The 20,571-nt window shown below is 68.7% G+C and carries 23 protein-coding genes and 1 tRNA gene; 7 read left to right on the top strand and 17 right to left on the bottom strand.

What is annotated here, in order from left to right; all coding sequences use genetic code 11:
* Positions 1-18: 18 nt before the first annotated feature.
* The 4 genes from rpsI to K9U41_RS04100 all read right to left on the bottom strand — a co-directional run bounded on the left by rpsI (position 19) and on the right by K9U41_RS04100 (position 2,311).
* Positions 19-501, bottom strand: a complete 483-nt coding sequence (gene rpsI, locus K9U41_RS04115) for a 30S ribosomal protein S9 (protein ID WP_282639589.1) — start codon at positions 499-501, stop codon at positions 19-21.
* 1 nt (position 502) lies between these two features.
* Positions 503-964: a 50S ribosomal protein L13 gene (gene rplM, locus K9U41_RS04110; RefSeq protein WP_012116314.1), complete on the bottom strand. Its 462-nt coding sequence runs from the start codon at positions 962-964 to the stop codon at positions 503-505.
* Between the two features lie 206 nt (positions 965-1,170).
* The gene (locus tag K9U41_RS04105; RefSeq protein ID WP_282639588.1) at positions 1,171-1,752 is read right to left on the bottom strand and encodes an NAD(P)H-dependent oxidoreductase; all 582 of its coding nucleotides are present in this window, start codon (positions 1,750-1,752) and stop codon (positions 1,171-1,173) included.
* Positions 1,753-1,864: 112 nt separating this feature from the next.
* Positions 1,865-2,311, bottom strand: coding sequence for a PaaI family thioesterase (locus tag K9U41_RS04100; RefSeq protein WP_282639587.1), 447 nt, complete (start codon positions 2,309-2,311; stop codon positions 1,865-1,867).
* Between the two features lie 105 nt (positions 2,312-2,416).
* On the opposite strand from K9U41_RS04100, the gene K9U41_RS04095 reads away from it, so the two are divergent.
* Together K9U41_RS04095 and K9U41_RS04090 are read left to right on the top strand one after the other, a co-directional pair.
* A complete protein-coding gene (locus K9U41_RS04095) occupies positions 2,417-3,247 on the top strand; it encodes an enoyl-CoA hydratase (protein ID WP_282639586.1) in 831 nt (276 codons plus the stop codon).
* Between the two features lie 227 nt (positions 3,248-3,474).
* Positions 3,475-4,947, top strand: coding sequence for a hypothetical protein (locus tag K9U41_RS04090; RefSeq protein WP_282639585.1), 1,473 nt, complete (start codon positions 3,475-3,477; stop codon positions 4,945-4,947).
* A gap of 169 nt (positions 4,948-5,116) precedes the next feature.
* Here the strand turns inward: K9U41_RS04090 and K9U41_RS04085 are convergent, their stop codons facing one another.
* Positions 5,117-5,329, bottom strand: a complete 213-nt coding sequence (locus K9U41_RS04085; protein ID WP_282639584.1) for a DUF2842 domain-containing protein — start codon at positions 5,327-5,329, stop codon at positions 5,117-5,119.
* Positions 5,330-5,581: 252 nt separating this feature from the next.
* On the opposite strand from K9U41_RS04085, the gene K9U41_RS04080 reads away from it, so the two are divergent.
* Positions 5,582-6,676, top strand: coding sequence for a COX15/CtaA family protein (locus K9U41_RS04080; RefSeq protein WP_282639583.1), 1,095 nt, complete (start codon positions 5,582-5,584; stop codon positions 6,674-6,676).
* An 82-nt stretch (positions 6,677-6,758) separates the two neighbouring features.
* Here K9U41_RS04080 and K9U41_RS04075 read toward each other — a convergent pair whose 3' ends face one another.
* The gene (locus K9U41_RS04075) at positions 6,759-7,454 is read right to left on the bottom strand and encodes an LrgB family protein (protein ID WP_282639582.1); all 696 of its coding nucleotides are present in this window, start codon (positions 7,452-7,454) and stop codon (positions 6,759-6,761) included.
* Entirely contained in the window at positions 7,444-7,866 is a 423-nt protein-coding gene (locus K9U41_RS04070; protein WP_432715721.1) for a CidA/LrgA family protein, read from the bottom strand. Before K9U41_RS04070 ends, K9U41_RS04075 begins: the two co-directional genes overlap by 11 nt.
* A gap of 152 nt (positions 7,867-8,018) precedes the next feature.
* On the opposite strand from K9U41_RS04070, the gene K9U41_RS04065 reads away from it, so the two are divergent.
* A complete protein-coding gene (locus tag K9U41_RS04065) occupies positions 8,019-8,912 on the top strand; it encodes a LysR family transcriptional regulator (RefSeq protein ID WP_282639580.1) in 894 nt (297 codons plus the stop codon).
* Between the two features lie 12 nt (positions 8,913-8,924).
* On the opposite strand, the gene K9U41_RS04060 is transcribed toward K9U41_RS04065, so the two are convergent.
* From K9U41_RS04060 to K9U41_RS04050, 3 genes are all read right to left on the bottom strand, one after another.
* Entirely contained in the window at positions 8,925-10,226 is a 1,302-nt protein-coding gene (locus K9U41_RS04060) for an O-acetylhomoserine aminocarboxypropyltransferase (RefSeq protein ID WP_282639579.1), read from the bottom strand.
* An 81-nt stretch (positions 10,227-10,307) separates the two neighbouring features.
* On the bottom strand, positions 10,308-10,847 hold the full coding sequence (locus K9U41_RS04055) for a CoA-binding protein (RefSeq protein WP_282639578.1): 540 nt from the start codon (positions 10,845-10,847) through the stop codon (positions 10,308-10,310).
* Positions 10,848-10,864: 17 nt separating this feature from the next.
* Positions 10,865-11,647, bottom strand: a complete 783-nt coding sequence (locus K9U41_RS04050; protein WP_282639577.1) for a TatD family hydrolase — start codon at positions 11,645-11,647, stop codon at positions 10,865-10,867.
* Between the two features lie 203 nt (positions 11,648-11,850).
* Between K9U41_RS04050 and K9U41_RS04045 the strand changes: the two genes are divergently transcribed.
* Positions 11,851-12,432 (top strand): biotin transporter BioY, encoded by a 582-nt coding sequence (locus tag K9U41_RS04045; protein ID WP_282639576.1) that lies wholly within the window; start codon positions 11,851-11,853, stop codon positions 12,430-12,432.
* Positions 12,433-12,442: 10 nt separating this feature from the next.
* Here K9U41_RS04045 and K9U41_RS04040 read toward each other — a convergent pair whose 3' ends face one another.
* The 6 genes from K9U41_RS04040 to K9U41_RS04015 all read right to left on the bottom strand — a co-directional run bounded on the left by K9U41_RS04040 (position 12,443) and on the right by K9U41_RS04015 (position 18,759).
* Positions 12,443-12,949: a hypothetical protein gene (locus K9U41_RS04040; RefSeq protein ID WP_282639575.1), complete on the bottom strand. Its 507-nt coding sequence runs from the start codon at positions 12,947-12,949 to the stop codon at positions 12,443-12,445.
* Between the two features lie 182 nt (positions 12,950-13,131).
* Positions 13,132-14,688 (bottom strand): methionine--tRNA ligase, encoded by a 1,557-nt coding sequence (metG, locus tag K9U41_RS04035; protein ID WP_282639574.1) that lies wholly within the window; start codon positions 14,686-14,688, stop codon positions 13,132-13,134.
* A 61-nt stretch (positions 14,689-14,749) separates the two neighbouring features.
* Complete coding sequence (locus tag K9U41_RS04030) at positions 14,750-15,781, bottom strand: DNA polymerase III subunit delta' (RefSeq protein WP_282639573.1); 1,032 nt, start codon at positions 15,779-15,781, stop codon at positions 14,750-14,752.
* 64 nt (positions 15,782-15,845) lie between these two features.
* Positions 15,846-16,499 (bottom strand): dTMP kinase, encoded by a 654-nt coding sequence (gene tmk / locus K9U41_RS04025; RefSeq protein WP_282639572.1) that lies wholly within the window; start codon positions 16,497-16,499, stop codon positions 15,846-15,848.
* The gene (locus K9U41_RS04020; RefSeq protein WP_282639571.1) at positions 16,496-17,725 is read right to left on the bottom strand and encodes a D-alanyl-D-alanine carboxypeptidase family protein; all 1,230 of its coding nucleotides are present in this window, start codon (positions 17,723-17,725) and stop codon (positions 16,496-16,498) included. The genes tmk and K9U41_RS04020 overlap by 4 nt, the downstream gene beginning before the upstream one ends.
* A gap of 200 nt (positions 17,726-17,925) precedes the next feature.
* Positions 17,926-18,759, bottom strand: coding sequence for a septal ring lytic transglycosylase RlpA family protein (locus K9U41_RS04015; protein ID WP_282639570.1), 834 nt, complete (start codon positions 18,757-18,759; stop codon positions 17,926-17,928).
* A 368-nt stretch (positions 18,760-19,127) separates the two neighbouring features.
* On the opposite strand from K9U41_RS04015, the gene K9U41_RS04010 reads away from it, so the two are divergent.
* Positions 19,128-19,217: transfer RNA gene (locus K9U41_RS04010), tRNA-Ser, on the top strand.
* 14 nt (positions 19,218-19,231) lie between these two features.
* Here K9U41_RS04010 and K9U41_RS04005 read toward each other — a convergent pair.
* Positions 19,232-19,609: a hypothetical protein gene (locus tag K9U41_RS04005; protein WP_282639569.1), complete on the bottom strand. Its 378-nt coding sequence runs from the start codon at positions 19,607-19,609 to the stop codon at positions 19,232-19,234.
* A 214-nt stretch (positions 19,610-19,823) separates the two neighbouring features.
* Here K9U41_RS04005 and K9U41_RS04000 point away from each other — a divergent pair.
* On the top strand, positions 19,824-20,571 hold a 748-nt coding region (locus K9U41_RS04000), incomplete at its 3' end, for a CHASE2 domain-containing protein (RefSeq protein WP_282639568.1).

Here is a 20,571-nt window from a genome sequence, read left to right as displayed (position 1 = left end):
TCGAAGCGTTCCGCGCGATCAGCGCTTGGAGAACTGGAACGAACGACGGGCCTTGGCGCGGCCGTACTTCTTGCGCTCGACCACACGGCTGTCGCGGGTGATGAAGCCGCCCTTCTTGAGGGGGCTGCGCAGCTCGGGCTCGTAATAGGTGAGCGCCTTGGAGATGCCGTGGCGCACCGCGCCGGCCTGGCCGGAGAGGCCGCCGCCGGAGACGGTGCACACCACGTCGTACTGGCCTTCACGCGCAGCCGCCTGGAACGGCTGGTTGATCATGAGGCGCAGCACGGGACGGGCGAAATACACCTCGATGTCCCGGTCGTTGACGGTGACCTTGCCGGTGCCGGGGCGAACCCACACGCGGGCGACCGCGTTCTTGCGCTTGCCGGTGGCATAGGCGCGGCCGTACTTGTCCAGCTTCTGGACATGCACGGGGGCTTCGGGCTGGACGGCGGCAACGCTGGCCGCGCCGAGAGCGTCGAGGGACTGGAGAACCTCGGCCATGTCAGTTCCTCACGTTCTTGCGGTTGAGCGCCGCCACGTCGAGGGCGACCGGCTGCTGGGCCTCGTGCGGGTGGGACGGGCCCTTGTAGACACGCAGGTTGCCCATGATCTTGCGACCCAGCGGGCCGCGGGCGAGCATGCGCTCCACCGCCTTCTCGATGACGCGCTCCGGGAAGCGGCCTTCGAGCACGAACTTCGCGGTGCGTTCCTTGATGCCGCCCGGGAAGCCGGTGTGATGGTAGTAGACCTTCTGGTCCTTCTTGCGGCCCGTGAACACCGCCTTCTCCGCGTTCACCACGACGATGTTGTCGCCGCAATCCACGTGGGGGGTGTAGATGGGCAGGTGCTTGCCCTTCAGGCGCATGGCAATGATGGTCGCGAGCCGGCCTACGACGAGGCCACTGGCGTCAATCACCACCCACTTCTTTTCGATTTCGGCAGGCTTGGCCGAATACGTCTTCATGGGATGCTTCCGAATAAGAAGGCCGGTCGCGACGGCCTTGCGGCCAATCGCGATCCGGCGATGAACGGCTTCTAGTGGAGCCCCGCCCATCCGTCAACGTTTCAGAGGCATTAAAACATATTATAAAACAATGAGTTATAAAAATGGTGCTATAACACCATCAAAAAACGACCTGTTATCCCATGACCTTGCCCTATCTTCCGACCCTATCGCGCGGCGCGGCCGAGGGCGTCCATCCGGCCGAGCCAGCGCCGGCGCCTGGCCTCCCCCGCCGCCTCGACGCCGCCCAGCACGGTGGCGCGCACCGGGGAAAAGCCAACGAAGCCCAGGATGTTGCGCGTCAGCGCCGAGAGTCCCGCCCCGAGAAACCACAGCCGGAAGATGAGCCCCGGCATGCCCATGGTCACCACCACCCGGGCGGACCGGCCTTCCAGCAGCATGCGCGTGCCGCCGCCTTTGACATAGTCGAAGGCGAAGCCCGGACGCAGCAGCTGTTCCAGAAAACCCTTGAGCACCGCCGGCATGCCGCCGAGCCAGAGCGGGAAGAAGAGGGCCACGTGCTCGGCCTCCACCAGCGCCGCGCGGGCGGAGGCCAGCGCATGGAGCGGCGGGGCATGGAGAAAGTCGTGCTGGGTGTGCAGCAGCGGTATGTCGAGCCGGCCGACATCCACCCGCAGCACCGTATGGCCGGCCGCCTGCGCCCCGGCCGCGTAGGCATCCGCCAGCGCGTGGCACAGATGGCCGCCACCAGGGTCGGGATGCCCCTGAATGATCAGGATGGTCGCCATGGCCGCCTCTCCCCTTGACCCATCCCCGGAGCAGGTTCCGGCGAGAGTGCGTCGCAATCCCGTCGGATTGCCCGTCTCTAGCGGGTTGGAAAGGCGGTGTCCTTGACCGGGATCAGGCTCCCGGCCGTTCGGGGATGGAATAGGTGGCGACGCAATGGGCGACGAGGTCGTCGCTGCCCGGCCCCCGCAGCCCCACCTCGCCCACGGCAAGGCGCTTGCCGAGCTTGATCAGCCTGGCGTCGGCGAACATGGGGCCCGGCGCCGGCTTGCGCAGGAAATTGATGGAGAGGTTGGTCGTCACGGCGAGCCCCACCGGCCCGATCTGGCCCAGCAGGGCGACATAGATGGCCACGTCCGCCAGCGCCATCATGGCCGGGCCGGAAACAGTGCCGCCGGGCCGCAGATGGCTCTCGTCGGCGTCGAGGCGGACGGTGGCGACGTTGCGGCCCACGCTCTCCACATGGTGCGGCTTGCCCGGCCCGAAGGCCTGGGGAAACTCCAGCGTGAGGAAGGCTTCCAGCTCCTTTACCGACATCACCGCACCGCGCGCCGCGTCCATGCCTCTCGTCCCCTGCCCTTGAATGCGCTTTGGCCCGGCTCGCGCCGGTTGCTTCTTGTGAATAGGATAGTACCCCGAAGGTCAAACGGAAGAAGGCGGAAATCCATGTCGGCTGTGCCATCGGCCCATCCCGTCGCCGGCGCGGCGGCCCCTGTCGTGAAGACGAGCTGTGAGGACGGGGTCGCAACGCTGACGCTGGCAAGGCCGGAACAGCGCAACAGCCTCTCCGAGGCGATGATGGCCGCGCTCACCTCCGCCCTCGCCGCAATCGCGGCGGATTCCTCCGTGCGCGTCGTGGTGCTGGCGGCGGAAGGCCCGGTCTATTCCGCCGGCCACGACCTGAAGGAGATCCAGGCCCATCGCGGCGACGCCGACCAGGGCCGGGCCTATTTCGAGGAGGTGCTTGAGCGCTGCGCCACACTGATGACCGCCATCGTCCGCCTGCCCCAGCCGGTCGTCGCCGCCGTGGAAGGCATGGCCACCGCCGCCGGCTGCCAGCTGGTGGCGAGCTGCGACCTCGCTGTGGCCGGGGAGAAGGCCCGCTTCTGCACGCCGGGCGTGAACATCGGCCTGTTCTGCCACACCCCCATGGTGGCGCTCTCGCGCAATCTGGTGCGCAAGCACGCCATGGAGATGCTGCTGCTGGGCGAGTGGGTGGAGGCGGAGGAGGCCCGCCGCATGGGCCTCGTCAACCGCGTGGTGCCGGCCGGCGAGGCGCTGTCTGCGGCGCAGGCCCTCGCCCGCCGCATCGCCGAGAAGTCCCAGGTGCCGGTGAAGCTCGGCAAGGCCGCCTTCTACGCCCAGATGGAGATGGGCCTCGACGACGCCTATGCCCATGCCTCCCGCGTGATGGCCGAGAACATGCTGGCCCGCGACGCGGACGAAGGCATCTCCGCGGTCCTCGCCAGGCGTGCCCCCAGCTGGGAGGACCGGTGACGGCGCCGCCCCTGCGGAAGGCACCGAGGCCCTCGTTTACCAACCATCAACCATAATCCGCTCAACTCGATAAAGGCTGGTGCGACTCGCGCCGCCTGCGAGGGGTTGTTCCGACCGGCGTGTTTCACGCGTCCGGCCGGGGAAACGGTCCCTTCCTCGAAGGTTCGGGACGGTCCGGGGCGGCTTTTGTGAGCGGCGACGGGTCCGGCTCCGGGGAGAGCGGCCCAATGGTGCACACGGACGTGGCGCACACGGATGTGGCTGAGGCCCGCGCCGCAGGGTGGGCGAGCGCACGCGCATGGCGCCCCGGCCTCTGGCAGGTGGCGTGGCTCGCCCTTCTGCTGGCCGTCGCCGCTAGCTTCTTCCCGCTGCATTTCACCGCCACCACCACCATCGCCTTCGACGTGGGCACCCAGCCGCCTGCTGCCGCGGCGCGCGGCGTGGCCCAGGTGCTGGTTTCCCGCGAGCTGGCCTATGACGCCGCCGGCCGGCTCGCGCCCGATGACCGCTCACGGCTGGCCGCGGGGCTCTGGCGCCAGCTCGGCGGTGCCCGCGCCGAGGCGCAGGACCGCCCGGAAGCGGTGCGCGCGGCCTGGCGGCTGCTCGATGATCTCACGGTCACGACCGTCAACGGCGGGCGCGGCCTGAGCCTGTCCCTGTCCGCGCCGACGCCGGGACTGGCCCTGCGCGCGGCGGACGCCTATGTGGCCGCCTTCCTGGCCCTGGACGCGACGACGCGGGTTGCCACCGACGAGCCCGCTCTCCTGCCCGCCGTCCTGCCCGCTGTCCTGCCCGCCGTGCGGCGCGGGGAGCCGGCGCGCGTCGCTTTCCTGCCCGATCCGCCGCGGCCGCTGGCGCTCGGGCTGCTCCTGGCGGCCGCCCTGACCCTGCTGATCGCCCAGCGCAAGGCCGCCGCCGCGCCCGAAGCCGAAGGTCCGCTGAACGGCACGGACCTGCCGCTGGAACTCAAGGGCAGCCACCGCATCGCCTGGCTCGGCGGGCCGGACGGCGGGCTTCAGATCGAGCCGGCCGTGGCCCGGCTCGCCGTCCAGCTGACGCGGTCCGGCGCATCCCCCCTCGTCATCCTCAGTTCCGACGACCTGCCGGAAGCCTCGGCCGCCTGCGCCATCGCCCTCGCCCGCCGGCTGGCGGAGGAGGCGCGCGTGGCGCTGGTGGCGCTCGACGGCGGCTCCAGGTGCCTGGCCTCGCTTGTTCCTGATTCCTTCGCTCCGGGCATGAGCGAGCTGCTGTTCGGCGTCGCCGGCTTTGGCGAGACCATCCATCGCGATGCCCGCTCCCGCGCCCATGTGATCCCGCCCGGCCGCGATGCGCGCGCCGGATCGTTCGTGGTGGGGGCCGATCGCCTCGCCTTGGTGCTGGGGGCGCTGAAGCGCACCTACGACTATGTGGTGGTCGCCGCGCCGAGCCTGTCGGGCGCTGACGGCGGCGACAGGCTTGCCGCCCTTGATCCGCTGGTGGTGTGCCTGACGGCCGACACCGCCCCGTCCACCGCGGCGGTGGAGAGCTTCGACGCGCTGGCGCAGCAGCGCTTCGCACGGGTGGTCATGCTGTGCCTTGCCGCACCGCAGGACGAGGGCCACCAGACCGAAGGCGACGCGCCGCCGTTGCCAACCCTCGACGCCCTGGCCACGCCCATGCGCCACCGCGAAGCCACGCTTCGCTATGCCGGCGCCGCCTGAAACCACCGCCATATACATAGCCGGCGAATATTTTTAATAAGCCGACTAATTATACGGTTGAAAGCTGCGCCTCATGCGCGGGCAAGGCTCTGCTGTCGACGCCCTGCGGACCTCACCAAACGCATGAGAACTCAGATATAATACACTGTAATTATTTGAACTTTAGACTTCAAGCCTTGCGGTCCGGTCGCTCCATCCAGCGGATCAGCAGGCCGGCGGGGATGACCCACAGCGCGCCCAGCAGGGTGTAGCAGATCATCTGCAGGAACCAGCCAAGCTCGGTCACCCGCCCCTGGGCGAGGGCCATGGCGGAGAGCGCCCAGAACACCACCAGCAGGAGCAGCAGCACCGTGCCGATGAGCTTTCGGATGCGTTGGGGCATGGACCTGCTCTCCCTCGTCTCGCCGCCGCACGGGGTGCGCCCCCAGGGGCATGCGGCACCCGCGCCCTTGCGCGCCATATGCGCCCTCTATAACGGATCGGACCCGAGGGGCCAGAGCACGTCCCCGCCAGGGCGCCGGTCCGGCGGGCGGGATATGCGATCATTCGTCTTGCGCGCATCGCGGGACCGCAGACGGATCGGCCTGACCGAGCCCTGCTCCAGCCCCGCGATCGCACGGAAACTGAGGGACACATGCCGCACGTCGAGGCCATCACGCTCCCCCGCGACCGCCGCGGCCCCGGCCTGGCCGGCGTGCGCCTGTGGCTTTATGCCCTCGCCGGGCTCGTCATCGCCATGGTGGTGGTGGGCGGTGCGACCCGTCTCACCGAATCGGGCCTCTCCATCACCGAGTGGAAGCCGGTCACCGGCGCCCTGCCCCCGCTCTCGCAGGCGGACTGGCAGGCCGAGTTCGACAAGTACAAGGCCATTCCCCAATACGAGATCCTCAACAAGGGCATGGGGCTGGAGGCCTTCAAGCGGATCTACTGGTGGGAATGGGGCCACCGCCTGCTCGGCCGCCTCATCGGCTTTGCCTTCCTGCTGCCCTTCCTCTGGTTCGCCTGGCGCGGGGTGCTGCGCGGCCGCCTGCTGGCGAAGTGCCTGGCCCTGTTCGTTCTGGGCGGCCTTCAGGGCGCGGTCGGATGGTGGATGGTGGCGTCGGGGCTGACCGCGCGGGTATCGGTGAGCCAGTACCGCCTTGCCGTCCATCTGACGCTGGCCTGCATCATCCTGTCCGCCATCGTTGCGGTCGCCCGCTCCTTGTCGCCGGAGCCGCGGCAGGTGGTGAGTGGGCGCATGCGGGCCACCGCGTGGGCGCTGCTGGTGCTGGTGCTGGTGCAGGTCTTCGCCGGCGGGCTGGTGGCGGGGCTCGATGCCGGCATGGCCTTCAATACGTGGCCGCTCATGGACGGCCATCTTGTCCCCCCCGCGGCCCAGCTGGCGGCAGCGGAGCCGTTCTGGCGCAACCTGTTCGAGAATGCGTTGACGGTGCAGTTCAACCACCGCATGATCGCCTATGCCCTATGGACGCTGGCGCTGCTGCATGCCCTCGGCGCGCGCCGGGTGGGTGGCGCTGCGGCGCAGCGGGCGTGGGTGCTGTTCGTTCTCGTCACCGCGCAGGCGATGCTGGGTATCCTGACGCTGATCCATCAGGTGCCCCTTGATCTGGCTTTGGCCCACCAGTTCGGTGCCACCCTGGTGCTGGTGGTGGCCACGCTGCATCTGGGCGGGCTTTCCTCCGGACGGGACGAAGCTGCGGCGCCGAAGCTTCGGCTGGTCAAGGGGTGAACGCGGAAAGTAGTGTCTTTGCCCGAGGTTGGGGCCGGATTTGCTCACCTTGATTCAAGATGTGAGGATCCGGCCCCAAGTCTCAGGCCATCAAGGCGGCGACCACCGGGGCCATGAGCACGTTGAACAGTCCGGCCAGCACCATCACCAAGCCGGCTATGGACCCCTCTTCCCCACCGATCTGGTGGGCGCGGGCGACGCCGGCACCGTGGGCACCCATGCCGAACAGGGCGCCGCGCGCCAGCGACGAGCGCAGCGGCATCAGCTTCATCACCAGCTCCCCGAGCGCCGCGCCGCAGATGCCGGTGACGATCACGAACACCGCCGTGAGGTCCGGCAACCCGCCGATGTCGCTGGATACGCTCATGGCGAAGGGCGTGGAGGTGGAGCGCGGCATCAGGCTGAGCTGGAGCGTGTGCGACAGGCCCAGCAGGTCCGCCAGCAGGAAGGCCGTGGACATGGCCAGCGCGGAACCCACCAGCACGCCCACCAGCAGCACCGGCCACTGGCGGCGGATGAGCGCGCGCTGCTCGTAGATGGGAATGGCGAAGGCCACCGTCGCCGGCCCCATCATCAGCACCAGCCAGTGGGTGCCGCGGATATAGTCCGCATAGCCGGTGTGGAGGCTGAGGGCGACAATGCCCACCGCCACCGGGGTGAGGAGCAGCGGCGAGGTCCACCAGAAGCGCCAGCGCCGGGCGACCAGCCGGGCCGCCGCATAGCAGCCGATGGTGACCGCCGACCAGAACAGGGTGGCGAACAGCGGATCACGCAGCATGGCTGGCCTCCGGCGTCGCCGCGCGCATGCGCCAGCGGTAGCACAGGTCCACCGCCAGGGCGGTGCCGCCCATGACCATGACCGTGCCGGTGAGGATCACCGCGGCGATCTTCAGGCCCACAAGGCCCATCAGCTCGCCATGGTCGAGGATCGCCATCACCGCCGGAACGAAGAAGAGCAGCATTTCGGCCAACAGCCAGCCGGCGCCGCGCCGCACCACGGCGGGCCGGATATGGCCGGTGCCGAGCAGGGTCAACACCACCACCATGCCGACGATGCCGCCGGGCAGAGGCAGGTGGGTGAGCCGCACGGTCGCTTCCCCCACGGCCCAGAAGCCGGCGAGAACCGCGATCTGAAGGATCATGCTGCGATGCAGCGTAACGCCCATGCTGCGCAGCATATTGCGCAACATGGGCCAGCGGGACATGGAATGTGAAGACATTGAGGCAGACATGGGGGCAGACACCGTGCGGCACCTGAAGTGCCATTGCCGGCAATATAGTATGCGATGCAGTATGATGAAAATGAATTGACTGAATTCAATTCATTCCATAATCGCATAATATGGAACTTCGCACCCTGAGGGTCTTCGTCGAGGTGGTGCGCCAGGGGGGCTTCTCCCCGGCCGCGAAGGTGCTGTTTTCCACCCAGCCCACCGTCTCCAAGGCCGTGAAGCAGCTGGAGGACGAACTGGGCGTGCCCCTGCTCGACCGCATCGGCCATCGCAGCCAGCTCACCGCAGCGGGGGAAATCGTCTATCGCCGTGCCCTCACCTTGCTGGCCGAGCGCGAGGGACTGGTGGCGGAACTGGACGACCTGCGCGGCCTCAGGCGCGGCAGCCTGCGTCTCGGCCTGCCGCCGCTGGGCGCCAGCACCCTGTTCGCGCCGCTGTTCGCCATCTTCCGCGCGCGCTATCCCGGCATCGAGATCCGCCTCACCGAGCACGGCTCGAAGCGGCTGGAAGAAATGCTGCTGGATGGCGAGGTGGAACTGGCCGGCTCGCTGCTGCCGGCGCGCGAGGGGTTCGACGGCCAGCCGGTGCGGCGCGAGCCGCTGATGGCGGTGCTGCCCAAAGCGCACCCGCTGGCCGGCGCGGAATGCACCGGCATCGCGGCGCTGGCGTCCTCCCCCTTCATCCTGTTCGAGGGCGGCTTCGCCCTCAACCAGGTGCTGGAGGACGCCTGCGCCCGCAACGGCTTCGCCCCGCAGGTGGCGGCGCGCAGCGGCCAGATCGATTTCATCGTGGAGCTGGCGGGGGCGGGCCTCGGCATCGCCTTCCTGCCCCGCACCATCGCCGAGCAGCGGGCGACGCCCTCCGTGGTGCGTACCCGGCTCGACGAGCCGGGTACGCAATGGCAGATGGCCATCGTCTGGCGGCAGGGCAGCTACCTGTCCCACGCCGCCCGCGCGTGGCTGGAGCTGACGCGCGAGGTCTATGGCGCCGAAGGCTCCGGTTGAGACGGCGCCTCCTCAGACCTTCGCCAGCGCCTGGTCCAGGTCGCCGATGATGTCGGCCACGTCCTCGATGCCCACCGACAGGCGCACCACTTCCGGCCCGGCGCCGGCCACCACCTTGGCTTCGTCCGTCAGCTGGCGATGGGTGGTGGAGGCGGGGTGGATGATGAGGGAGCGCGTGTCGCCGATATTGGCGAGGTGGGAGAACAGCTCCACGTTCGACACCAGCTTCACGCCCGCCTCGTAGCCGCCCTTCAGGCCGAAGGTGAAGACGGCGCCCGCGCCCTTGGGCAAATACTGCTGCGCCAGGGCATGGTAGCGGTCGCTTGCAAGGCCGGGATAGCTCACCCATTCCACCTTGGGATGGGCGGCAAGATATTCGGCCACCTTCAGCGCATTCTCGCTGTGGCGCTGCATGCGCAGCCCCAGCGTCTCGATGCCGGTGAGGATGAGGAAGGCGTTGAAGGGCGACAGCGCCGGGCCCAGATCGCGCAGGCCCAGCACCCGGGCGGCGATGGCGAAGGCGAAGTTGCCGAAGGTCTCGTGCAGCACCATGCCGGAATATTCCGGCCGCGGCTTGGAGAGGAAGGGATAGCGGTCGGTGGCGGACCAGTCGAAGGTGCCCGCGTCCACGATCACGCCGCCGATGGAATTGCCGTGGCCGCCCAGGAACTTGGTGGCCGAATGCACGACAATGTCGGCGCCGTGCCTGATGGGCTGCCACAGGTAGGGCGTCGCCAGCGTGTTGTCGACGATGAGCGGCACGCCGGCCTTCTTCGCCACCGCCGAGATGGCGGCGATGTCGGTGACCACGCCGCCGGGATTGGCGATGCTCTCGGTGAAGATGGCCTTGGTCTTCGGCGTCACCGCCTTCTCGAAGGAGGAGATGTCGTCCGGATCGGCCCACACCACGTTCCAGCCGAAGCTCTTGAAGGCGTGGTTGAACTGGTTGATGGAGCCGCCATAGAGCTTGCGGGAGGCGATGAACTCATCCCCCGGCGTCAGCAGCGTATGGAACACCAGATGCTGCGCCGCATGGCCCGAGGCCACCGCCAGCGCCGCCGTGCCGCCTTCCAGCGCCGCCACGCGCTCTTCCAGCACCGCATTGGTGGGGTTGGTGATGCGCGAATAGATGTTGCCGAAGGTCTGGAGGCCGAACAGGGCCGCGGCGTGGTCCACGTCGTCGAAGACGAAGGACGTGGTCTGGTAGATGGGGGTCGCCCGCGCGCCCGTGGTGGGGTCCGGCTGCGCGCCCGCATGGATGGCGAGGGTGGAAAAACCCGGCTCGCGCGGCGGCGCGCTGGTCTCGTCGGTCATAAGCGCTGTCTCCCAGTGGCAGGACGCCGATCCGTGATAGCCCGGCGTGGATTTTTATTTAATACAGTAAATCGACGAATTTTATGAACTTTTAGGCCCGCGCGGTGCGATGGAAAGCCGCTGCACCCCCTCCCCAAGCCGCAGCGGCTTGCGGGAGGAGATGGTGCGGGAATTCACCCCGGTCCAGCCGATCTCCCCGGAGAGGCGGCCATATTCGATCTTGGGGCAGCGGTTCATCACCACCTTGAGCCCCGCGGCCTCGGCCTTGGCGGCGGCCTCGTCGTTGCGCACGCCGAGCTGCGTCCACAGCACCTTGGGCAGGGGATCGAGCTTCAGCACCTCGTCCACCACGGCCGGCACATGCTCCGGCGCGCGGAACACGTCCACCATGTCGATGGGCTCGGGCACGTCGGCCAGCGTGGCCACGAAGGTGAGGCCGGCCACCGTCTTGCCGGCCTGCCCCGGATTGACCGGGAACACGCGATAGCCGCGCTCGGACAGGTATTTCATGACGAAATAGGACGGCCGGGCCGCATTGGCGCTGGCGCCCACGATGGCGATGGTCCGCACCTCGGACAGGATGGCGCGGATATAGGTGTCGTCATAGCGGTCGTGGTTCACCGGGCGTCCTCTTGATGTCAGGGCTGGCTTTTCGCCTTGGAGAACAAAGTGAAGAAATTCCGCGTGGTGGCCTGCGCAAAATCCTCGAACGCCTCGCCCCGGGCTTCGGCCAGCACCTTGGCGGTCTCGCGCACGAAGGAGGGCTCGTTGCGCTTGCCGCGGTAGGGCGTCGGCGCGAGGAAGGGCGAATCGGTCTCCACCAGGATGCGGTCGGCCGGCACGCTCGCCGCGATGGCGCGCAGGTCCTCGCTCTTCTTGAAGGTCACCACGCCGGAGAAGGAGATGTAGCCGCCCAGCGCCAGTGCCCGGCGCGCCAGATCCGGCCCCGCCGTGAAGCAGTGGAGCAGGAAGGGGAAGGCGCCCCTGGCGCTCTCCTCCTCCAGGATGGCGGCCACGTCCTCGTCCGCCTCGCGGGCGTGGATAACCAGGGGCAGGCCGGTCTCCCGCGCCGCCGCGATATGGGTGCGGAAGCCCTGCTCCTGCGCGTCGCGCGGGCTGGTGTCGTAGTGATAGTCGAGCCCCGCCTCGCCGATGGCCACCACCTTGGGATGGCGGGACAAAGCGACGATCTCGCCGAGGGTCACGTCCAGTTCCTCCGCCGCCTGGTGCGGATGGGTGCCCACCGAGCAGGAGACCTGGTCGAACCGCTCGGCAATGGCGAGGATCTGCGGAAACCGCCGCACCCGCGTGGAGATGGTGACGAGATGGGACACCCCGGCCGCGCCGGCGCGGGCCACCACGTCCGGCAGTTCGGCGGCGAAGTCGGGAAAATCGAGATGGCAATGGCTGTCGACGAGCATGGCATTTCACATTCGAAAGATCGGCCTCCCATAAGCGCATCCCCCTCCCGCGTCGAGGTGGGGCAAGTCATGGAAACGGCCGCTCATAGGAACGGCCTCGGCCTGCGAGCGATGCCGAGGAGGCTTGAAACCCACCGCCACCGGCGTTGACGGACGGCGCCGCTTCGGCCTTTGTGCGGGCGTTGCCGCAACGGGTCTCGCACATGCCATCGCCTGCACTCCCCTTCCGCCCCGCCCTCGCCCGGCTCGCCGATTATTCCGCCGCCTGGGCGGTGGCCGCGCTCGTCGTGGGTGTCGCCCTGCTGTCGTGGAGCGCGCAGGTCTCCATTCCCATCCAGCCGGTGCCCATCACGGCGCAGAGCTATGTGCTGATCACCCTTGCTGCGCTCATGGGGTGGCAGTTCGGCGGGCTGACCGTGGCGATCTACCTGTTTGCCGGGCTCATGGGCCTGCCGGTGTTTTCTGGCGGGCGCAGCGGGCTTGGCATGCTCACCGGGCCGTCGGGCGGCTTCATCGTCGGCTTCCTGCTGACGGCACTGCTGGTGGGCTTGTTGCAGGAGACTTGGGCGCGGCTCAAGCCGTTGCCGTTGTTCGGCGTTCTGGCGCTGGGCCATCTGCTGCTGATGGTAATCGGGGCCGGCTGGCTCGCTACCAAGATCGGGCCGACGGCGGCGCTGGAAAAGGGCTTCCTGCCGTTCCTTCCCGGTGCGGTGGTGAAGACGGTGGCGGCCCTCGCCACCGTCATCCTCGTCGAGCGCCTGTCAGGAACCGAGCGGCCGCGCTGAGTGAACCCCCTCAGCCGGACGCCGAGATTTCCTGCTTGAGCGCTTCGGCATCGCTGGCGGGCATGGTGATGGGATGCACCACCTCGCCCGGCCGTCCCGGATTGGAGACGATGGAGGCTTCGAGCGAGACGGTGACCGTCCCGCCGGAGGTGTTGAAAATGTAGTCGAGCCGGAAGGCCGCGTCCTGGCTCTGACCATTGGTGCGCTTCATGGCCTCGTCCGGCGACAGGCGCTTCTCGGCCACGAGCTGGGCCGGCTGGTCCACGGTGATGTTGTATTGCCGGGCCCGGCGCGAGGTGGAAATGCGCGCGCGCACCAGCGTCGAATCAGCGTTCGGAAGCCTGACCTCAATGCGCGGAACCGCCGGGCCTTCCGGCAGGGGCGCCTGCTCGGCGGGCATCATCGGGGGCACGGGGTCCAGGGACGCCTGAGGCGGGGCGCGGTCGTACCGCTCGCCGCCACAGCCCGCGAGAAGCAGCACGAGGGCCACCGCCGAGATCCCTTTTGCGCCCGTCATCCGCACGGCTCCCGCTGCCTCCACTGCCACGCGCCCGCGGCGCGCCTGGGGTTGAAAGTGCCCGATCAAGGTTAAGCCCATGGGCTGCATGAGCGAAATGGATCCCGATCGCATCGGCATGATCAGAATCCCGTATAGGACACTTTAGGGTGCGCCATCCATCCCGTCGCGCGGTTTTGCGCTCACGAGGCCGTTTCCGGCTCCACATAGCGCGGGAACACGCCCACGGGCGCGGGCAGGACGCGGCCGGCGGGCAGCCGGTGGCCGGCACCCAGCCGGTCGAAGCCGCGCTCGTCCGCCGGTACCACCACGAGGTCGAGCAGCCTGGCGGCGCTTTCGGGCATCACCGGCTGCACCAGGATGCCCACCTCGCGGATCAGCTCGGCGGTCACCCACAGCACGGTCGCCATGCGGGCGGGATCGGTCTTGCGCAGGGCCCAGGGGGCCTGGGCGGCGAAATAGCGGTTGGCCTCGGCCACCACGTTCCACACCGCGGCGAGGTAGTGGTGGATCGCCTGGCCCTCCATGGCCTCGCGGCTCTTCTCCAGCATGCCGTCGGCCAAAGCGAGGATGGCCTCGTCCTCCGGCGAGAGCGGGCCGGGCTGCGGCACCACGCCATCGAGGTTCTTGGCGATCATGGACAGGGAGCGCTGGGCGAGGTTGCCAAGGTCGTTGGCAAGGTCCGCGTTCATGCGCGCCACGATGGCCTCGTGGCTGTAGGACCCGTCCTGGCCGAACGACACCTCGCGCAGGAAGAAATAGCGGATGGCGTCCACGCCGTAGGTGGCGGCGAGATCGAACGGGTCGATCACATTGCCCACGGACTTGGACATCTTCTCCCCGCGGTTGAACAGGAAGCCGTGGCCGAACACACGTTTCGGCGCCTCCAGCCCAGCCGACCACAGGAAGGCCGGCCAGTAGACCGCATGGAAGCGGATGATGTCCTTGCCGATCACATGCACGTCCGCCGGCCAGAACCTTTTGAACAGGTCCGCCTGCGTGTCCGGATAGCCGAGCGCGGTGATATAGTTGGTCAGCGCGTCCACCCACACATACATGATGTGCTTGTCGTCGCCGGGCACCGGGATGCCCCAGTCGAAGGTGGTGCGGGAGATGGAGAGGTCCGTGAGCCCGCCCGAAACGAAGCTCACCACCTCGTTGCGCCGGGCCTCCGGCATGATGAAGCCGGGGTTTTCCGCGTAATAGGCGAGAAGCCGATCCTGATAGGCGGAGAGGCGGAAAAAGTAGCTCTCCTCCTCCACCCACTCCACCGGCGTGCCCTGGGGGCCGAGGCGGACGCCCTGCTCGTTCAGCTGGGTCTCGTCTTCGGCGTAATAGGCCTCGTCGCGCACCGAATACCAGCCGGCATAGGTGGATTTATAGATGTCGCCATTGGCGGCCATCTTCTCCCAGATGGCCTGGCTGGAGGCGTGGTGCCGCTCCTGGGTGGTGCGGATGAAATCGTCGATGGAGAGGTTGAAGGCCTCCACCATGGCCTCGAAGCGCGGCACGTTGCGCGCCAGCAGCTCGGGCGCCGTGATCCCGGCCTTCTGGGCGGTCTGGAGCATCTTGATGCCGTGCTCGTCCGTGCCCGTCAGGAAGCGCACGTCATAGCCGTCGAGCCGCTTGAAGCGCGCGATGCAGTCGGTCGCGATCGCCTCGTAGGCGTGGCCCATGTGGGGCACGCCGTTGGGGTAGGCGATGGCGGTGGTGATGTAGAAGGGAGGCTTCGCGGACATCGGGCGCTCGAAACAGGCTGGCTCGGAAAAGGGCTCCGGCCCCGCGCGTCGCGGCGGCTTCTCAGCGCACGGCTTCGGCGAGATCGGCAAAGACACGGAACACCAGCGCCTTGCGATCGAGATTGAAGACATCCGCCTCGCGCGCGCTGCGCCGCACCTTCTCCCATACCTCGCCGAGGCGGACAAGGCGATGGCGCGGCTCTTCGCCTTGCGTCGCACGGGCCGCCACATAGTCGCTCACCGCCTCGATGAAGAGGTCGAGCCCGTCGGAGCGGTCGCCCTGGAGGCGGGCACCCAGCGCGTGGAGGTCTTCCGGACGGGGCCGGGGCAGTTGCTCCAGCGCCTTCAGGGTGGCGACGCGCACCTCCATCCCCTCCCCCCGCGCCAGCACGATGGCCCGGCGCACGCTGCCGCCGCTGGCCTCGGCGGCGGATGGCAGGGTGGCGGCGTCGAGGTCCGCCATCTCCTCCTTCAGGTGATCGAGGGCGGCGAGCACGTCGGCACTGCCGAGTGGGCGCAGCCCCAGCAGTCGCGTGCGCGAGCGGATGGTGGGCAGCACCCGGCCCGGCGCATGGGAAATGAGCAGGAACAACGCCTTGGGGGGCGGCTCCTCCAGCGTCTTCAGCAACGCGTTGGCGCCGAACGCGTTGAGTTCGTCCACCGCGTCCACGATGCAGACGCGCCAGCCCCCGGCCGCCGCCGTGGCGCCGAAGAAGCTGCGCACCCGCCGCACCATCTCGGCCGGAATGACGGTGGGGATCTTGTCCTCCCCCGCCTCGGGCACCCGGTGCAGGACCAGGAGATCCGGATGGCTCTGGGAGGCCACCTGCCGGAACACCGGATGGGCCGGCGGAAGATCCAGCGTGTGGCTGCCGGGCGCGGGGCCACCGGACAGCACCATGCGGGCGAGGCGATAGGCCAGCGTCGCCTTGCCGATCCCCTCCGGCCCGCCGATGAGCAGGGCATGGGGCAGCCGGCCGGCGCGGAAATCGCCGATCAGGTCCGCTTCCACCACCCCATGGCCGAACAGCCGCGCCTGATCGCGCGGGTGGGGCGCGCCGGGCAGCACATCGCCGGAGACGATCTCGCTCATGGAGTGCGCTTCATTGGCGCGCGCTTCATTGGGGCGCGGCTCATTGGGCTCAGGGCCGGCGCCATCAGGATGCCTCGGCGGTGGCGAACAGGCCGAGGCGGGCGGCGACGACGCCGGCGATCTCGGCCGCCACCCGATCCGCGTCGGGGGTGGCGTCCACCGCGACGCAGCGCCCCGGCGCCCCCGCCGCGCGGGCGAGGAAGGCCTCGCGCACGCTGGCGTGGTAGGCGATACCTTCCTTCTCGAACCGGTCGGGGTCGCCCTTGCCGCGCGCGGCGGCACGGGCAAGGCCGGTTTCCGGCGGCACGTCCAGGATCAGGGTCAGGTCCGGCCGGGTGCCGCCCGTCGCCATCTCTTCCAGCGCGTCGAGGAGATGAGACGCCACCTGGCCCACGGCGCCCTGGTAGACCCGGGTGGAATCGATGAAGCGGTCGCAGATCACGGTTTTGCCTGCCGCCAGCGCCGGGCGGATCAAGGTTTTCACATGGTCGGCCCGGGCGGCCGCGAACAGCAGGGCCTCGGCCACCGGCCCCAGCGGCTCGGCCGCGCCCGAGAGCAGCACATGGCGCACCGCCTCCGCCCCCGGCGAGCCGCCGGGCTCGCGGGTTTCCACCACGTCGTGGCCGAGCGTGCGCAGATGCGCCGCAAGGCGGCGGGCCTGGGTGGACTTGCCGGTCCCCTCCCCGCCTTCCAGCGTGATGAAGCAGCCCTTGGTCATTTGTGGAGCTTCGCCAGCGCGCGCTTGGCGAGGTCGCGCACGCTGTCGCCCATCAGCGTCAGGCCGCCGTCGAGGGCGCGATCCACCAGCGAGCCCATCGGCACGTCCTCCTGGGTATAGAGCGGCATTTCCAGCACCTTCGTCTGGCCGCGCGTCACTTCGAGCCGGCCCGCCTGCGTGCCCTTGGTCACCGGCGCACGCAGCGGACCCATATAGACCACGCGGGCGGTGATGCGCTCGTTGCCCGATCGCGGGGTGAGCACGGTCACCGGCCGTCCCCCCACGAGGCCGACGCTGCCCAAGGCACCGCCGAACACCTGGGCGCGGCCCACCTCCTGGTCGGCGGCGAAGATCACCCGCTGGCGAAACGACTGGAAGCCCCAATCCACCAGCTTGCGGGTCTCGTCCAGCCGTTCCTTTTCGGACCGCGCCGCCAGCACCACGACGATGAGCCTCTGGCCGTTCTGCACCGCCGAGCCGAGGGCATGGTAGCCGACATCCTTCAGCCAGCCGATCTGGAGCCCGTCAGCGCCGATGCCGGCATCGAGCAGCACGTTGCGGTTGCGCTGCTTGATCCGGCTCCACTCGATGCCGGGCCTTGCAAACACGGGATAATAGTCGGGATACGTCCGGATGATGTGCTGGGCCAGCACGGACAGGTCGCGGGCTGTTGAAAACTGGCCCGGATCGGCGAAGCCCGTGGCATTGCGGAACTCGGAATTGGCCATGCCGATGGCCTTGGCCCGTTCCGTCATCATCTGGGAGAATTCGACCTCGGTGCCGCCGATGCCCTCCGCCAGCGCGATGGCCGCGTCGTTGCCCGAGACCACAAGCATGCCGGCGAGAAGCTCCCCCACGGGGGCCGGCTTGTTCACCTCGGCAAACATGGCCGCGAGGCCCGAGGGGCCGCCGCCGCGGCGCCAGGCGTTGACGCTCACGGTGAACGGGGTGTCGAGGGCGATCTTGCCCGCCTTGAGCTGGGAGAACACCACATCCGCGGTCATCACCTTGGCCAGGGTGCCGGGGGCGATGCGGCGGTCCGCATCCTTCTCGAACAGGATCGTCCCGGTCTCGTAGTCCACGAGGATGGCGGAAGGTGCTTGGGTCTGGAATCCGTCTGCCGCCCGCGCGCGACCTGCGCCGGCAATCATCGCGCCGGCAGCCATCGCACCGGAGAGCATGGCGACGGCCGCGAGAAGAAGGGCGAAGCGACGCTTCGGCAGCATGTTGATCCACCTGGCTATCCCGGATCGGCCACGGCCGCCGCGGGCAAGACGTGCCACCCCAGATGTGCCCGGCCGAGACTCAGCCGCGCAGCCGACGGTGCGCCGCGATCATCATCCAAGGTCGGGAGACCGGTAAAGCCCTGACGCGCAACGCCTCAGGAAAACGCAGGTCCAAGTGCGCCTTCTCAGCGTGCGCCTTCTCAGCGTGCGCCTTCGGCGGGCACGCCGGCAAACCCCAGCCCGCTGACGGGGGCCGGCCCGGAGGACCAGCCCGATGCGCTCGCCACCGCCACCGAGCCCGCATTGGACGCGGGGCTTCCCGACGTGCCGAGGTCATAGGGCCGCGACGGCGGCACCGGCGCCTCGGCGCTGGGCGGGGTGGAGGCCGGCACCGCGCGCACGGATGGCACGTCCGGCACGAAGGGCCGGGCGGAGGCCACCATGACCGGCGAAGTGGCCTTCAGATCGGCAAGGGTGCCGTCCTGGCGCAGGGTGGAGGCCAGCTTGACGTCGTCATCCTCGTCGATGGGGGCGCGGCCCATGTAATCCACCCGCACCCGGGCGACACCGAACTTGGCGAAGCCGAGCAGGTCGGCGGCGCGATAGGAGACGTCGATCACGCGGCCGCCCACATAGGGCCCGCGATTGTTCACGCGCACGATGATGGAGCGCTTGTTGGCGAGGTTGGTCACGCGCACATAGGACGGCATGGGCAGCGTCTTGTGGGCGGCCGAGATGGAGCCCATGTCGAAGATCTCGCCATTGGCGGTCTTTCGCCCGTGGAAATCCTTGCCGTACCAGGAGGCGAGGCCTTCGTCGGAGTAGTTGGGATTTTCCGCCGGCACATAGGTGCGCCCGGCCACCGTATAGGGCTTGCCCACCTTGTAGCCGCCGCCGCCGCGGGGGACCGGATCGCCCTCCGCCACCACGCGGGGGCTGGCCGAGACGCCGTAGAGGGGATCGATCTTGCTGCCGAGGGTTTCAACGGAGCCGCAGCCCGCGATGGCGAGGCAGCCGGCGAGCGCCGCCGCCACTTTCACTCCCGTACAGCTTCCGGCCTTTGCCGCTGTTGCCGCGCCCGCCACAGGCGGACAGGACCTATGCAAGGCAGCCGGAATGCGCGGAAGGAAGTGCAACGACGGTCCCCTCTTCATCAATGCCCGGTCTCCAGCTTGCGCCGAAACCCGGCCGGGATGTCTTCAAGGCGCGCGCCATCCTTTGAGCCGGACAACCGCATTCCTCGCCAAAAGCAGGGCTAATGACGGCGAAAATGGGGCGAAGCCGCGGCCATGGTGAACGCGAGGGGTCCTTTTGGGGAGGCCTCGACGGGTGCCGGCGGGTGGGCTAGATGAGGGCTTCAGCCGGACTCGGGACGGGGCGTCAACGCCCGATGCGCATCTTCGGAAGGGTGGCCGAGTGGTTTAAGGCAGCGGTCTTGAAAACCGCCGTGGGTGGAAGCCCACCGTGGGTTCGAATCCCACCCCTTCCGCCAGATCAGTCCTCGAATCATGGCAGAAAGCTCCCGTCCGACGCCAGGATGATCTCATATTCGAAATGGTCGCGAGGTTCCCCCGGCTGCCAACCGTTTCTCGGCTTGCTGTCGTCGAGGTAGATGACCGTCCAGTCAGGCAGTTCGCGCTTCACGCATCGCGCGATGAACAGGCCGAATGCAGCGTGCGCGGCATCGTCGAACACGTGCGACATCTTCGAGCCGGCGGCGTGCTCGTACCACGCTTGCCATCCACGGATCATGGCGCGGGTTTCCGATGAAACCGGAAGGTCGGCCGCATTGCAGGCCGCACCTCGATGGTCCCACACGCCATCGGCGGAATAGTCGCACATGATGCGGACCCACTTGTCGCGCTTCAGGGTTTTTCCGGACATGCTCATCTGTTCCTGAGTGGCCGTTTGCCGTGCCTTCGGTGCCTGTCCATCAGCCTGGCATGAACCATCGGCGAAGGCCGGCCGGCAGACAATTAGCCCGGACCGACAGCTCTTTCCAAGGCGCCGCTGGAGCTGTATTTTCAAAAGATTGCCGTTCCTTGGCAGCCGCACGGGCGGGTGGTGTTGTGGCGTTCATACCGAGGTGGATCCTTTCGTGAAACGTCCGTCCCGGGGGATCGGCCTGCTCGCCAAGCCGGTGATCATTGCCAGTATCGTCGGCTGCTTTTCGTTTTTCGGCCTGGCTGACCAGATCGCCGGGTTCAGCGCCAATCTGGGCGACAAGGACAGGATCGTGCGCTGGTCGGCGGTCTTGTCCGGCGCCACCCGCGATGCCGTTCCGGTGACGCTGATCGATATCGATGCAGCGACGATGGCGCGGCTCGGGCACCCCCAGCAGGCGCCCCGCGATATGGTTGCCGGGCTGGTGGCGCTGGCGGCGGCCAAGCGGGCGAGTGGCATCTTCCTCGACATGGATACGTCGCAGCCGGGATCGCCGGCGGGCGACCAGGCCCTGCTCGCCTTCGTCTCGGCCTATCCGGGGGATGCGCCGCCGCTCGCGCTCGCACGCCGGCTGGGGCCGGTGGAGCCGGCCGGCAACCGCGAGGAGACCCTTGCCGAGCAGCCCTCCATCCTCGATTCTGCCGTGCGCGGGCGGGGGAACATCCTCTGGGCGGCGAGCAGCAGCCGTATCGAGGAGGACCGCGTGGTCCGGCGGTGGGAACTGAGCCAGACCTTCTGCGCGCCGGACGGCGGGCGCACCCTGCCCTCGCCCCAGCTCTTCGCAGCCGCGGTGGCCAGCGCGCATCCGCGGCCGCTGTCCGATATCCAGGCCTTCGCGACCGCCCGCACCCAGGCCATCTGCGGCCCCGGCGCGGTGGCCGCCACTTCGCCTGCCCCCGCCC

It is taken from the genome of Xanthobacter autotrophicus (assembly GCF_029991245.1).
In the GTDB taxonomy this organism is placed as follows: domain Bacteria; phylum Pseudomonadota; class Alphaproteobacteria; order Rhizobiales; family Xanthobacteraceae; genus Xanthobacter; species Xanthobacter autotrophicus_C.
This window is presented reverse-complemented; position numbering and strand designations above follow the sequence as displayed.